We start from the raw sequence: 13,866 nt of genomic DNA on the forward strand, positions 1-13,866 counted from the left end.
GAGGACGTTGCGCGTACAGATGAATCACAGGTGATTCATTGCACAGTAGGTGCAGATCGTGGCGATTCGTTCCAAGTGGGTTCCGAGGTGTCGGATCCGGCGAGGGGCCTTCGTGGAGGGGGTGAGCGGGTCGCCACGAGGGCGCCGCCACGTACCCAGGAGACGAAATGCCGCATCCGGAGCCTGTCGCCCGCCGCATGTACGACCTGGTCGAGCCGATCGGCCTGGTGCCCTACTTCGCCGACGAGTCGGACGAGGAGCTGATGGCGCTGGGCCTGCGCAACGTGTGGGACGCCTACTTCGCCGGGCGCGCCGCGCCGCTCGGCCGTGCGGCGTCTCCTGAGGTCGTCCACGCGATCTTCTACAACTTCGCGCCCGGCGAGGTGGCCCGGCACATCCCGAAGGTCTGGGACCTGACCACGCCCGAGGCCGCCCTGGCGGCCCGCGAGCGGGGGTGCGCGGCGGGGATGCGGCGGATCCTCGGCGACCTGGCCGACGACCCGGGCGTCGCCCGCGCCGCCGACCTGCTGCTGAAGGCGGCGACCAGCGCCCCGGTGGAGGGCCGTCCCCTGTACGCCGCCTTGCGGACGGTCCCGGTGCCGCAGGAGCCGGTGGCCAGGCTCTGGCACACGGCGACCCTGCTGCGTGAACACCGCGGCGACGGCCACACGGTCGCCCTGGTCGCCGAGGGCATCGGCGGCACCGAAGCCCACGTGCTGCACTCGCTGTCCGTCAACCTGCCCGCGAAGGACTTCGGCCGGGTCTGGCACCTCCCGGCCGCCCAGCTGGAGGCGGTCATCGAGGGCATGCGCACCCGCGGCCTCATCGGCCCCGACGGCTGGCTGACCCCCGCCGGCCACGCCACCAAGGACCGCGTCGAAGCGCTGACCGACCGGCTCGCCGAGGCCCCCTACAACACCCTGACCCCCACCGAACTCGCCGACCTGATCACCGACCTCGAACCGATCTCCAAGACCTTCCGCGCCACCTTCCCGATGTGACCCGTGCTTCCCGGGCCATCACCCGTGATTGAAGGGGCGACACGGCCCGCCTTTGTGTCGACCTTCTGATCACGCGAGTTGGCTCTCCGATCACGCGTGTCGACCTTTCGGTCACGCTGGTGGGGCGGGGTCGTCGGCCGGGAGGAGGAGGGTGAACGTCGGTGGGCCGGGGCGGCTGAGGCGGAGCCGGCCGCCTTCGGCTTCAGCGAGGCCGCGGGCCAGGCGCAGGCCGATGCCGTGGCCGGTGGGGACCGTGGCGAACGGGTCCGTTTCGCCCAGGTCGGGGCCTTCGTCGGCAACGTCGATGGCGAGCGCGTCACCCGCGTCGCGGGCGACCACCGTGACCGTGCCGCGTCCGTGCGTCACCGCGTTGTCGAGCAGCACGCCGACGACCTGCCGGACCGCCGCGGCCGCCACGTGCGCCCGGGGCGGGTCGTCCCGGACGATCCGCAGCACCCGGCCCCGCGGCCCGAGCAGGGCTTCGCCGGCCTGCTGGACCTCATCCAGGAGCGCGTCGAGGTCCAGCTCGGCGCGCGGGGCGCGGCGTTCGCGGCCCAGCGCCAGCAGGTCCTCGATGGTGCGTTCCAGGCGGTCGGCGGAGGCGATGCCGGCGCGGATCGCCGCGTACGGGTCCGCCGCCGGGGTCTCCAGCGCGGCTTCCAGCTGCAGGCGCAGCCCGGTGAGCGGGGTGCGCAGCTGGTGGGACGCCTCCGCGGAGAACGCGCGCTCGCGCTCCAGCGTCGAGCCGATCCGGGCCGCGGTGGCGTCCAGCGTCTCGCCGACCTGGTCGATCTCGGGGATCCCGGCGCGCGGGGACCGGGCCGTGAAGTCGCCGTCGCCGAGCCGCTCGGCCGTGGCGGCGAGCTCCTCCAGCGGCCGGACGAGCCGCTTCGTGAACCGCCGGGCGAGCAGCCAGCTCACCCCGGTCGTCGCGACCGCGAGCCCGGCCATGCCGACCCAGGTCAGGATGATCCGCAGCCGCAGCTGGGACAGCGGCCGCGCGGCCCGGACCACGCCCGTCACGCGGGAGCCGCTGACCACCGGCACCGCCAGCGCCAGTTCGTCGCCTTCACGGCCGATGACGACGTCCACCCTCGCCTTCGACGCCTGCCGTTCGACCGGGCCGCCGACGGCGGGCCCGTGACCGGCGAGGAGCCGCCCGTCGGGCAGGTAGATCGCGACGTCGACCTCGCCGTCCTCCGCCTCGACCGGCGGCAGGACCGGCTTCAGGCCGGCGTTCAGCTCGTGCGACACGGCGAGGGCGGCGGCGTCCGCGGCCCGCTCCAGGTCACCCTTCGCGTCGTCGTGGTAGTACTGCCACACCGCGAAGCCCAGCGGCAGCGCGAACAGCAGGGTCGCCAGCAAGGCGGCGAGTACGGTCAGCGAGGTGATCCGGCGGCGCACGGCTACCCTTCGGCCGCGGACCGGGCCGGGTCCTCCAGCCGGTAGCCGTGCCCCCGCAGGGTGGCGATCCGCGGCACCTCGTCCTCGGGCCCGGCGGCCGCCGCCAGCTTGCGGCGCACCGCCGCGATGTGCACGTCCAGGGTCTTCGTCGAGCCGTACCAGTGCGCGTCCCAGACCTCGGACATCAGCGTCTCCCGGCTGACCGCGGTGCCGGGCTGCTCGGCCAGCCGGGCCAGCAGGTCGAACTCCTTGGCGCGCAGCACCACCTCGCGCCCGCCCAGGGTGGCGCGGCGGCCGGCGATGTCGACGGTCAGCCCGCCGATGGTCACCGGCGGCCGGGCGCCGGCCGGCGCGCCGCGGCGCAGGTGCGCCCGCACCCGGGCCAGCAGCTCGCCCAGCCGGATCGGCTTGGTGAGGTAGTCGTCCGCGCCGGCGTCGAGGCCGACGACGACGTCCATCTCCTCCTGCCGTGCGGTGAGGATCACCAGCACCGCGGCGGGCAGCGCGGCCCGCAGGCGGCGGCAGACCTCGACGCCGTCGAGGTCGGGCAGGCCGAGGTCGAGCAGCACCAGGTCGAAATCGCCGGTCTCGGCGGACTGCAGGGCGGTCCGCCCGTCGCGGCGCCAGCACACCTGGTGCCCGTGCAGCCGCAGGGTCGATTCGAGCACGCTGCCGATCGCCGCGTCGTCTTCCACCACCAGCAGGTTCGGCATGCCGGGCAGCCTAACCGGCGCCGCCCCGGAATCCGGCCGGTTGTGGCCTATTCCGCCCGCGTCCCGAGGCCGATCTGCGATATCCGCACCGCGGCGGCGGTGACGGCTTCGGCGAACGCGGCGGCTTCGCCGGGGCCGAACCGGCTGCTCGGCCCGGTGATCGCCAGGGCGGCCGGCACCCGTCCGTCGCCGTCGTGCACCGGCGCGGCGACGCTGGACGCGCCCGCCTCGGGCGTGCCGTGGCTGACCACGGCCCCCTCGGCGCCGTCGAGGACCCGCCCGGCGGCGCCGGAGCCGAGCGGCAGCTCGTCGCCGACGCGGCCGACGTGCCGGATGGCCAGGGGTCCTTCCTGCTGGGCCACGCAGACGAGCACGGACGTGCTGCGCACGTAGAGGTTCACCGTCTCCCGGCACTCCCCGGCCAGCTCCCGCAGCACCTGGCGGACCGGCTCGGGCAGCTGCCACGCCGTGTTCGCCAGCTGCGCCCACCGCAGCATCCCGGGCCCGACGGTGATCCGCCCGTCGGGCCGGGTCCAGAGCAGGCCGCGCTGTTCGCAGGTGGCGACCAGCCGCAGCACGGTCGTCTTCGCCAGGCCGCTGGCCACGGTGAGGTCCTTGACCGCCCAGGTCCGGCGGTGTTCGGTGAACAGGGCGAGCAGGTCGAACGCGCGCAGCACGCTCCGGACCGTTCCGTCGTCTTCCGCCGGCATCGAGGCCCCCGTCCGCCTGATGGACCCAGGGTACCGCCAGGTGGACCGCTTCAGGCCACGTGTCGCTCGAATGCCGCAACGGTCTCGGCGAGCACCTCCGCGCCCGGGCGCGCCCACAGCCCGGCGTTGAACACCTCGACCTCGATCGGCCCGGTGTAGCCCGCGGCTTCGACCGCCGCGCGCAGCCGCCGGTGGTCGATCGGGCCGTCGCCGGGCAGGGCGCGGCCGAGCAGCGGATCGGGCAGCGGCACCAGGACGTCGCAGACGTGGAACCCGGCGATCCGGCCGGCGGCCGCGGCGATCGACGCCTCGATCCGCGGGTCCCACCAGACGTGGAACTCGTCCACCACCACGCCGACCTGCTCGGCCGGGTGCTCGGCGGCGACGGCCAGCGCCTGGTCCACAGTGGACAGCACGGATCGGTCCGCGCACTGCATCGGGTGCAGCGGCTCCAGGCCGAGCCGGACCCCGCGATCCCCGGCGTACGGCGCGAGCTCGCCGACGGCGTCCGCGACCCGCTGCCGGGACCCGGGCAGGTCGTTGCCCGCGACCCCGCCGACGACCAGCACGAGCACGCCGGCGCCGAGGGCGGCGGCTTCGTCGATCGCCTCCCGGGTCTGCGCGACGCCGTCCACCGGGGCGCCCTCCGGCGTCACGCCGGTGAAGAACCCGCCGCGGCACAACGACGACACCCGCACACCGTGCTCCTTGAGCAGCCGCGCGGCTTCGTCGACGCCGGTTTCGGCGACCTTGTCGCGCCACAGCCCGATCCAGCCGACGCCCGCCGCGGCGCAGCCGGCCACCGCCTCGGGCAGCGACCACGACTTCGTGGTGATCTGGTTGAGGCTCAGCCGCGGGTCCATCACGCGACCCCCGCGGCCTGCAGCAGCGGCCGCATCCGGGCCTCGGCCAGCTCCGGGTCGGCCAGCACCCCGGCCTCGTCGGCGAGCCGCAGCAGCGTGGCGAGGTGGGTGATGGTGCGGGCGGACTCGCTCCCGGCGATCATCCGGAAGTGGTTCTGGTGGCCGTTGAGGTGGGCCAGGAACACGACGCCGGTCTTGTAGTGCCGGGTCGGCGTGCGGAAGATCTCACGCGACAGCGGCACGGTGGGGTCGAGCCGGGCGCGGAACCCGGCTTCGTCGCCGTCGTCCAGGCAACGCAGCCCCGCCGCGGCGACCGGGGCGATCGGGTCGAAGATGCCCAGCAGCGCCTCGCTGTGGCCTTCGGCGTCACCGGCGATCAGCCCGGGGTAGTTGAAGTCGTCGCCGGTGTAGCAGGCGACGCCGGCCGGCAACGCCCGCCGGAACTCCACCTCGACCTCGGCGTCCAGCACCGAAACCTTCACCCCGGCGATCGCGGGAGCGTGCTCGGTGCACAGCGCCGCCAGCTCCCGGGCCGCGGCGCGGACGTCGTCGTGGCCCCAGTAGCCGGCCAGAGCCGGGTCGAACTGCTCGCCCAGCCAGTGCAGCAGGACCGGCCGGCTCGTCCCGGACAGCAGTTTCCCGTACGCCGCGTGGTAGTCGTCCGGGCCGGCCGCCGCGGCGGCCAGCGCGCGGCTGGCCATCACGACTCCGACCGCGCCCGCCCCGGCGACCAGGTCCAGCTGCTCGCGCCAGGCGTCCACAATGGACGCCACGGTGGCCGGTCCCGGCGGCAGCTGGTCGGTGCCCACCCCGGCGCACCAGCGGCGCCCGGCCGCGGCCGCGCCGGTGCGCGTGACCAGCTGCTTCGTCGTGGCCCAGTCCAGGCCCATGCCGCGCTGCGCGGTGTCCATCGCCTCCGCGACGCCGAGCCCGCACGTCCAGAGGTGCTCGCGGAAGGCCAGCGTCGTGTCCCAGTCCACGGCGTAGGGCTCGTCGGCCAGCGCGTCCGCGACGACGTGCGCGGCGGCGTAGGCGATCCGCGACGACGGCGGCGTCCCCGGTGTCGCGGGGAGCGGTGGTCCGGACGGCGACCAGTTCAGCAGCCCGCCGCCGGGGACCGGGAGCACGAGCATCGGGACCTCCGGGAATCAGAAAGCGCTTTCTCAACCCACGGTAGGGCCTGTGCTGGAGCTCGACAAGGCCCTGGCCGGGGTCAGCGCTTGGGGCGTGCGGTGCTCTCGCGCAGGACGACCTCGCCGGACAGCCGGACCGTCCGCGGCCGCGAACCCGCGGCCCCCTTGATCGCCAGGTCCATCGCCCGCTCGCCGAGTTCTTCCAGCGGAAGCCGGACCGTGGTCAGCGCCGGGGCCAGGTCGCGGACCACCGGGATGTCGTCGAACCCGGCCACCGAGATGTCGCCGGGCACGGACAGCCCTTCTTCGCGCAACGCCGTCAGTGCGCCGATCGCCATCACGTCGGTGACGGCGAACAGGCAGGTCGGCAGCTTGCGGCGGCGGCCGGCGAGCAGCCGCTTCGTGGCCTCGTAACCACCGTCGCGGCTGAAGGCGGCCTCGACGACGTCGTCCTCGCGCAGTTCGATGCCGTGCGCGGCCAGTTCATCGGAAAACCCGGCCAGCCGGTCGAGCACGGTGCTCAGCCGCCGCGGCCCGGCCAGCACGGCGAACCGCTTGTGGCCGAGGCCGACCAGTTCCTTCGCCAGCGCCGCGGCGCCGCCCTTGTTGTCCGGCTGCACGGTGTCGATCTTGAGCCCGCGGTGGCGGCTGACCGCGGCGACCTGCCCGCCGCCGCGGCGGTAGGGCTCCAGTTCGGCGGCCATCGCGCGTTCCCACGCCCGGTCTTCGAACGCCGAGCCGATGAGCAGGATGGCCGCGGCTCGCTGCGCGCGCAGCGTCGAGACGTAGGCGACTTCGCGGTCCGGGTCGCGGAATGTGCCGGCGAGCATCACCAGCAGCCCGTTGTCGGTCGCCACCCGCATCACCCCGCCCGCGATCGCGGCGAAGTACGGGTCGCTGACGTCGTGGCAGATCACGCCGACCGTGCGGTGGGTGCCGCCGGCGAGCGCCTGCGCGTGCGCGTTGGGGGCGTAGGCCAGCTCGGCCGCGGCGGCGGAAACCCGCTCCCGCAGGTCGGCGCGGACGGACGCGGTGCCGTTGAGCACCCGCGACGCCGTCGCGAGCGAGACGTTCGCGCTGCGTGCCACGTCTTCCAGTGTCACGTGCGGCCGGGCCTTCATGGCTGGCTCCTCCAAGGGTCGGTCTCGGGTGTCGCGGCGTGCTCGGTCGGTGCAATCTACTGGGAGGGGGGTGTGTCCCGAGAAGCCGCTGCTCGGGGGACCTCCCCCGAACGAGTGAACCGCACGGGAAGATCGGCCGGGTCGCGTGTGTTGCAAACAAGGAAAACCTTCAAGTGGTGAGCCCGCCACTGCTTCCGACCGCGAAAGGAACCGCATGCTGTTCGGTGACGAGCACGTCCGCCGCTACGAGGAGACCGACGGCGAGGTCGGCCACGACTGGAAGGACGGCGTGCCGACGCTCGTGCTGACCACGAAGGGCCGCAAGACCGGGCAGGAGCGCAAGTTCGCCCTGATCTACCAGGAAGTCGACGGGAACCCGGTGATCGTGGCCTCCAAGGGCGGCGCGCCGAACCACCCCGGCTGGTACTTCAACCTCGTCGAGCACCCCGAGGTCGGCGTCCAGGTCAAGGCGGACAAGTTCACTGCCCGCGCCCGCACGACCTCCGGCGAGGAGCGCGCGAAGCTGTGGGAAAAGCTCGTGGCCGTCTGGCCGGACTACGACGAGTACGCCAAGAAGACGGACCGTGAGATTCCGGTCGTGGTGCTCGAGCGGCTCTGACTCCGAAATCGGTGCTGTGATCTGCGCCGCGTTCGGCGCGGGCGCGGGCCGATCCGGCCGGTCGTGGGCTACGAATGACAACCATGGACCGCTGGACCGCCCTGGACACCGAAGGTGAGCTGCTCACCCGACGCCAGATGATCGCCTACGGCCGGCGCTTCGCCCGCGCCGGCCGGGGCGCCTGGTACAGCTTCGCCATCGAGGTGGTCTGGCAGTTCCTCGCCCAGACCACCCGGTTCCGGGTGCGTGGCTCGCACCACATCCCGAAGACCGGCGGCGTGCTGGTGGCGTCGAACCACCTGTCCTTCGCCGACCCGACGACGCTCACGGCGTTCTGCCTCGCCGCCGGCCGGGTGCCGCGGTACCTGGCCAAGGCATCGCTGTGGAAACTGCCGGTGGTCGGCCGCGTGATGCGCTCGGGCCGCCACATCCCGGTGTACCGCGGCGCCGCGACGGCCGCCGAGGCCTACCGCGACCTGGTTTCGTCGGTGCGGTCCGGCGAGTGCGTCGCGGTCTTCCCGGAGGGCACGTTCTCGAAGGACCCGGACGGCTGGCCGATGCGCGGCAAGACGGGCATCGTGCGCGCGGCGCTGGAGACGGGCGCCCCGGTGATCCCGGTGGCGAACTGGGGCACCCACCACCTGCTGCCGTCGACGGCGAAGCTCCCGCGCGTGCTGCCGCGCAAGACGGTCGAGCTGGTCGCCGGGCCGCCGGTGGACCTGTCGGACCTGCGCGACCGCCCGCTCACCCGCGAGGTGCTGGAAGAGGCGACGGCCCGGATCATGGGCGCGGTGACGGTGCTGCTGGAGGGAATCCGCGGCGAGGAACGTCCGGCCGCGGCCTGACGACCGCCAGGCCGCGGCGAGGGCGCCCCGGCGGCCTGCCGTGAGGCCCGGGTCACCCCGCCCCGACCTGCCCGAAGGGGTAGTTTCGAAGCATGAGTGCACAACACTTTGATGTCGTCGTGCTGGGGGCCGGAGTGGGCGGCTACGTCGCGGCGATCCGCGCGTCCCAGCTGGGGCTGAGCGCCGCGGTGGTCGAGGAGAAGTACTGGGGTGGCGTCTGCCTGAACGTCGGGTGCATCCCGTCGAAGGCGCTGCTGCGCAACGCCGAGCTGGCGCATGTCGTCACGCAGGAGGCGAAGACGTTCGGCATCTCCTCCGACAGCCCGATCAAGTTCGACTACACGGCCGCCTACGAGCGGAGCCGGAAGGTCGCCGACGGGCGCGTCAAGGGCGTGCACTTCCTGATGAAGAAGAACAAGATCACCGAGTTCGACGGGCACGGCACCTTCGTCGACGACCACACCCTCGAGGTGAACGGCGAGCGGATCACCTTCGGCCACTGCGTCATCGCGACCGGCGCGACCACGCGGCTGCTGCCCGGCACGTCCCGCAGCGAGCGGGTCGTCACGTACGAAGAGCAGATCCTGTCGAGCGAGCTGCCGTCCAGCATCGTGATCGCCGGCGCGGGCGCGATCGGCGTCGAGTTCGCGTACGTGCTGCACAACTACGGCGTCGACGTCACGATCGTCGAGTTCCTGGACCGGATGGTGCCGCTGGAGGACGCCGAGGTGTCGGCGGAACTCGCGCGCCGCTACCGCAAGCTCGGCATCAAGGTGCTGACGTCGACCCGCGTCGAGTCGATCGACGACTCGGGCTCCGCCGTGCGGGTGACGGTGTCCTCGGAGAAGAACGGCGAGCAGGTCCTCGAGGCCGACAAGGTCATGCAGGCGATCGGCTTCCAGCCGCGCGTGGAGGGCTACGGCCTGGAGAAAACGGGCGTGGCCCTGACCGAGCGCGGCGCGATCGCGGTGGACGGCCGCGGCCGCACGAACGTCGAACACATCTTCGCGATCGGCGACGTGACGGCGAAGCTGATGCTGGCGCACGCGTCGGAGTCGATGGGCGTGGTGGCGGCGGAGACGATCGCGGGCGTGGAGACGATGGAGCTCGACTTCCCGATGATCCCGCGCGCGACCTACTGCCAGCCCCAGATCGCCAGCTTCGGCTGGACGGAGGAACAGGCCCGAGAGAAGGGCTTTGACGTCCAGGTGGCGAAGTTCCCGTTCACGGCCAACGGCAAGGCCCACGGCCTGGGCGATGCGGCCGGCTTCGTGAAGCTGATCAGCGACGCGAAGTACGGCGAGCTGATCGGCGGGCACCTGATCGGCCCGGACGTGACGGAGCTGCTGCCGGAGCTGACCCTGGCCCAGCAGTGGGACCTGACGGTGCACGAAGTGGCGCGCAACGTCCACGCCCACCCGACCCTGGGCGAAGCGGTGAAGGAGGCCATCCACGGCCTCGCCGGCCACATGATCAACATGTAGGGACGTCGAAGCGGAGCTCCGGCCGTTCCCAGCGGACCTTCGGGGGTCTCGCCGGGATCGTGCCGGTGCGCCGCGCGCCCATCCGCAGGTAGAACGGCAGCGCGGGCGGGTGCGAGACGACACGCACACTCGCCAGCCCACGCCGGCGCGCTTCGGCGGGCATGTGCGCGATCAGACGGTCGCCGACGCCGCGCCCTTGGGCATCGTCGGCGACGAAGAACAGGTCGAGTTCGGCGCCCACGAGCGCGTAGATGGACGCGTAATCGCCGCGTTAAGCCGCGGAAGCGTGCACCAGGACGGTCAGCGTGCCGGCCTGCGCCGGGGTGGCGCGGCGGATTTCGATTTCGGCCATGCCGCGGACCGTACGGCAGGGCACCGACAGTTTCCGGCCGCTGCCCGTGCGCGCGGACCTACGATGGCGGTGTGGCGGACCTCGACCGGCTCCAGGAAGCCCTGGCGCGCAACGAAGTGCTCGTCGAGCTGCTGCGGCGAGCCGGCGGGTTCGGGCTGCCGGGCTGGTACGTCACGGCCGGGTGCGTGGTGCAGACCGTGTGGAACGTCCTGACCGGCCGTGCCGCGACGCACGGCATCGAGGACTACGACCTCTTCTACCACGACCCCGCGGACCTGAGCTGGGCCGCGGAAGATCAGGTGATCCGCGCGGTCACCGGCGCCTGCGAAGACCTGCCCGTCGACGTCGAGGTGCGCAACGAGGCTCGCGTGCACCTCTGGTACGAAGCGAAGTTCGGTACGCCGTGCCCGCCGTTCGCGAGCACGGAAGCCGCGATCGACGCCTTTCCCGCCGTCTGCTCGTGCGTCGGGATTCGGCTCGAGACCGGGGGCAGCTGGCTCGTCTACGCACCCTACGGTCTCGACGACCTTTTCGCGATGGTCGTCCGGCCGAACCCGGTGCTCGCACCGCAGGCCGTCTACGAACGGAAAGCCGTACGGTGGCGGGGCCGGTGGCCCGAGCTGACCGTCTTGACTTCGAGGTAACTGGAAGTTTGAGACTGGATCCATGAAAGCCGTCGCGTTCACCGAGCCGGGCGGGCCCGAAGTGCTCCGCGTCCTCGATCTGCCCGAACCGCACGCCGGGCCCGGGGAGGTTCGCGTCCGCGTCAAGGCCGCCGGGGTGCAGCCCTTCGATGCCGCCGTGCGGGGTGGGTGGGAGCCGCCCGGGCTCGTGCTGGGCTGGCCGCGGGTGCCCGGGAACGAGTTCGCCGGGGTGGTCGACGAAGGCGAACTCCCCGCCGGTACCGAAGTTCTCGGCTTCACCGCCGTGCGGGCCGCCGCCGAATACATCGTCGTGCCCGCTTCCGATGTGACGCCCAAGCCGGCCGAAATGCCCTGGGACGTCGCCGGCGGGTTCACCGCCGGGACGCAGACCGCGTCGATCGCGCTGGAGGCGCTCGAGCTGCGGGCGGGGGAGACGCTGCTCGTCCACGGCGCCGCCGGGTCGGTCGGCGCCGCCGCCGTTCAGCTCGCGAAACTCAACGGCGCCAAAGTGATCGGCACCGCGAGCGAGGCCAACCACGACTACCTGCGCGAGCTGGGGGCGCTCCCCGTCGTCTACGGTGAAGGGCTGCGGGACCGCGTCGCGCCACTGGGGGTCGACGTCGTGCTCGACGGCGCCGGCGGGGAAGCGCTCGACCTCTTACTCGAACTGGTGAGGGACCGGAACCGGATCCTCACGCTCGTCGACCACCACCGGGCCGCGGAACTCGGCGTGCTCGTCTCGAAGTCCGGACGCTCCGCCGCCCGGCTCGCCGAACTGGCCGCGCTCTACGCGAAGGGTGACTTGCGCTTTCTCGTGCGCCGCGCGTACCCGTACCCCGAGGCGGCGGCCGCACACCGGGAAATCGAGACCGGGCACGGCCGGGGAAAAACAGTTCTCATGTTCCCCTGATCGTTCCAGTATGTGGGCCGACGGCCGTTCCCGACTTTGGTCGGTGGAATCCCGGCCGGTCGCTCCTTAGATTCTCCCCATTACACCCAGTTGGGTGTCATTCGGTCGAGTGGCCGAGTACCACAGGGAGACATCGATGGTGAGATTCAGCCGGGTCGCCGCGCACGCGGTTCCGCTGACGGTCGGCACGCTGCTGCTGACCACCGGGGTTGCGGCGGCGCAGCCGTCCACCGTGGACGCGGCCACCGCGCGCACCGAGGCGGGCATCAGCGCGCTTCAGAGCATCAAGCAGAGCCTGAGCCCCGCGGAGCGCAAGCAATCGAGCCAGCTGGTCGTCGAGAAGCGGTTGCGGGCCGACCGGTCGCTGGCCGCGAAACTGCCCGAATACCGCTCGGGCGTCGGCGTGAGCTCCACCGGCACCGTCGCGGTCGACATCTCCTCCCGTGACCAGGGCGTCGCCAACGCCGTCAAGGCGGCGGGCGGCACCGTCCGCTTCGCCACGCCGGACGGGGCCGTCCGCGCCGACCTGCCGCTGTCCGCACTGGACGCGATCGCCGGCCGCGCCGACGTCGTCGAGGTGAAACCCGCCGCGCAGGCCACGACCTGGCGCGAGCCGGGCAACCGCGACGCCCGCCAGTCGGTGGCCGCGCAGGCCGCCGCCGCGACGCAGGTGTCCGAGGGGGACAAGGCGCACGGCGCCGACGCCGCCCGCGCCACCTACGGCGTCAGCGGCGCCGGCACCAAGGTGTGCGTGCTCTCCGACGGCGTCGACTCCCTGGCGAAGTCGCAGGGCGCCGGCGAGCTGCCCGCGGTGGACGTCCTGTCCGGCCAGAAGGGCAGCGGCGACGAGGGCACCGCGATGCTCGAGATCATCCACGACCTCGCGCCGAACGCGACCCTCGGCTTCGCCACCGCGTTCACCAGCGAGGCGAGCTTCGCCGCGAACATCCGCGCGCTGCGCACCACCGGCAAGTGCCGGATCATCGTCGACGACGTCTCCTACTTCGACGAGTCGCCGTTCCAGGACACGCAGGTCGCGCAGGCGGTCAACGACGTGACCGCGGCGGGCGTGCTCTACTTCTCCTCGGCCGGCAACTCGGGCAACGTGACCGACGGCACCAGCGGCTACTACGAAGGCGACTTCCGCGCGTCTTCGACGAAGATCAGCGGTGTCACCGGCACGCCGCACGACTTCGACCCCAGCAGCACCACGCAGAACTTCGACGCGCTTTCGGCCGGCTCGCTCGGCAAGCCGGTGACGCTGTTCTGGTCCGACCCGTGGGGCCGGTCCGCCAACGACTACGACCTGTTCATCCTGAACTCCGCGGGCAGCGTCGTGGCCTCCAGCGAGAACGCGCAGTCCGGCTCGCAGAACCCGTACGAGATCGCGAACGTGCCGGCCACCGGCTCGGGCTACAAGGTCGCGGTCGTCAAGTACAGCGGCGCCGACCGGTTCCTCGCGCTGAACGTGATCCGCGGCCGGTTCGTGGCTTCGGGTTCGCTCAAGGCGTTCAGCACCAACGGCGTCACGAACGGCCACTCGGCCGCGGCGGCCGCGTTCAGTGTCGCGGCGGCGCCGGCGGCGGGCGCGTTCAGCCGTCCGCTGGAGACCGGTGACCCGGCCAACCCGGCCGGCCCGTACCCCGGCCTGTTCACCGCGTCGAGCAAGTGGGAGCGGTTCTCCTCCGACGGCAAGCGCCGACTGTTCTACAACGCGGACGGCACCGCGATCACCCCGGGCAACGTCTCCTCGACCGGCGGCACGGTCCGCAGCAAGCCGGACATCACCGCGGCCGACGGCGTGGCGACGTCGGTGACCGGCTTCCAGCCGTTCTTCGGTACGTCGGCGGCGGCCCCGCACGCGGCGGCCATCGCGGCCCTGCTGTTGTCCGGCAAGCCGGCGGCGACCCCGGCGCAGATCCGCTCGGCCCTGGTGTCCTCGGCGATCGACCTCGGCGCCCCGGGCTTCGACACGGTGACCGGCACCGGCGTGATCATGGCCGGCCCGGCGCTGGCCGCGCTGGGCGTGCCGGCCAAGTAGCACCCCGCACCGGACCGGCCCGGCGA

Annotated in this window: 13 protein-coding genes and 1 pseudogene; 7 read left to right on the plus strand and 7 right to left on the minus strand. The window is 72.7% G+C overall.

The window, feature by feature from the left end; translation table 11 throughout:
- Positions 1-167 precede the first annotated feature (167 nt).
- Complete coding sequence (locus tag C2L59_RS25785) at positions 168-1,001, plus strand: hypothetical protein (RefSeq protein ID WP_103352086.1); 834 nt, start codon at positions 168-170, stop codon at positions 999-1,001.
- A gap of 111 nt (positions 1,002-1,112) precedes the next feature.
- Here C2L59_RS25785 and C2L59_RS25790 read toward each other — a convergent pair whose 3' ends face one another.
- From C2L59_RS25790 to C2L59_RS25815, 6 genes are all read right to left on the minus strand, one after another.
- Positions 1,113-2,405 (minus strand): HAMP domain-containing sensor histidine kinase, encoded by a 1,293-nt coding sequence (locus C2L59_RS25790; protein ID WP_103352087.1) that lies wholly within the window; start codon positions 2,403-2,405, stop codon positions 1,113-1,115.
- Positions 2,406-2,407: 2 nt separating this feature from the next.
- Positions 2,408-3,118: a response regulator transcription factor gene (locus C2L59_RS25795; protein WP_103352088.1), complete on the minus strand. Its 711-nt coding sequence runs from the start codon at positions 3,116-3,118 to the stop codon at positions 2,408-2,410.
- A gap of 47 nt (positions 3,119-3,165) precedes the next feature.
- A complete protein-coding gene (locus C2L59_RS25800; RefSeq protein WP_103352089.1) occupies positions 3,166-3,828 on the minus strand; it encodes an IclR family transcriptional regulator in 663 nt (220 codons plus the stop codon).
- Between the two features lie 50 nt (positions 3,829-3,878).
- Positions 3,879-4,691 (minus strand): sugar phosphate isomerase/epimerase, encoded by an 813-nt coding sequence (locus C2L59_RS25805; protein WP_103352090.1) that lies wholly within the window; start codon positions 4,689-4,691, stop codon positions 3,879-3,881.
- Positions 4,691-5,824 carry a dihydrodipicolinate synthase family protein gene (locus tag C2L59_RS25810; protein ID WP_103352091.1) on the minus strand — a complete coding sequence of 378 codons (1,134 nt, stop codon included), beginning with the start codon at positions 5,822-5,824 and terminating at the stop codon, positions 4,691-4,693. The genes C2L59_RS25805 and C2L59_RS25810 overlap by 1 nt, the downstream gene beginning before the upstream one ends.
- Before the next feature lie 80 nt (positions 5,825-5,904).
- Complete coding sequence (locus C2L59_RS25815) at positions 5,905-6,945, minus strand: LacI family DNA-binding transcriptional regulator (protein WP_103352092.1); 1,041 nt, start codon at positions 6,943-6,945, stop codon at positions 5,905-5,907.
- A gap of 214 nt (positions 6,946-7,159) precedes the next feature.
- On the opposite strand from C2L59_RS25815, the gene C2L59_RS25820 reads away from it, so the two are divergent.
- The 3 genes from C2L59_RS25820 (at position 7,160) to lpdA (ending at position 9,893) form a co-directional block, all read left to right on the plus strand.
- Positions 7,160-7,564 (plus strand): nitroreductase family deazaflavin-dependent oxidoreductase, encoded by a 405-nt coding sequence (locus C2L59_RS25820; protein ID WP_103352093.1) that lies wholly within the window; start codon positions 7,160-7,162, stop codon positions 7,562-7,564.
- A gap of 83 nt (positions 7,565-7,647) precedes the next feature.
- Positions 7,648-8,409 (plus strand): 1-acyl-sn-glycerol-3-phosphate acyltransferase, encoded by a 762-nt coding sequence (locus C2L59_RS25825; protein WP_103352094.1) that lies wholly within the window; start codon positions 7,648-7,650, stop codon positions 8,407-8,409.
- Between the two features lie 92 nt (positions 8,410-8,501).
- Positions 8,502-9,893 carry a dihydrolipoyl dehydrogenase gene (gene lpdA / locus C2L59_RS25830; RefSeq protein ID WP_103352095.1) on the plus strand — a complete coding sequence of 464 codons (1,392 nt, stop codon included), beginning with the start codon at positions 8,502-8,504 and terminating at the stop codon, positions 9,891-9,893.
- Here lpdA and C2L59_RS25835 read toward each other — a convergent pair.
- Positions 9,883-10,245 (minus strand): annotated as a pseudogene (locus C2L59_RS25835) (GNAT family N-acetyltransferase). The gene lpdA and the pseudogene C2L59_RS25835 sit on opposite strands and share 11 nt — an antisense overlap.
- Before the next feature lie 71 nt (positions 10,246-10,316).
- Between C2L59_RS25835 and C2L59_RS25840 the strand changes: the two are divergent.
- The 3 genes from C2L59_RS25840 to C2L59_RS25850 all read left to right on the plus strand — a co-directional run bounded on the left by C2L59_RS25840 (position 10,317) and on the right by C2L59_RS25850 (position 13,840).
- Positions 10,317-10,889, plus strand: a complete 573-nt coding sequence (locus C2L59_RS25840; protein WP_103352096.1) for a nucleotidyltransferase family protein — start codon at positions 10,317-10,319, stop codon at positions 10,887-10,889.
- 22 nt (positions 10,890-10,911) lie between these two features.
- Positions 10,912-11,799, plus strand: a complete 888-nt coding sequence (locus C2L59_RS25845) for an NADP-dependent oxidoreductase (RefSeq protein ID WP_103352097.1) — start codon at positions 10,912-10,914, stop codon at positions 11,797-11,799.
- A gap of 136 nt (positions 11,800-11,935) precedes the next feature.
- Positions 11,936-13,840, plus strand: coding sequence for a S8 family serine peptidase (locus C2L59_RS25850; protein ID WP_103352098.1), 1,905 nt, complete (start codon positions 11,936-11,938; stop codon positions 13,838-13,840).
- Positions 13,841-13,866: the final 26 nt, after the last annotated feature.

It is taken from the genome of Amycolatopsis sp. CA-128772 (genome assembly GCF_002904295.1).
Taxonomy (GTDB): Bacteria; Actinomycetota; Actinomycetes; order Mycobacteriales; family Pseudonocardiaceae; genus Amycolatopsis.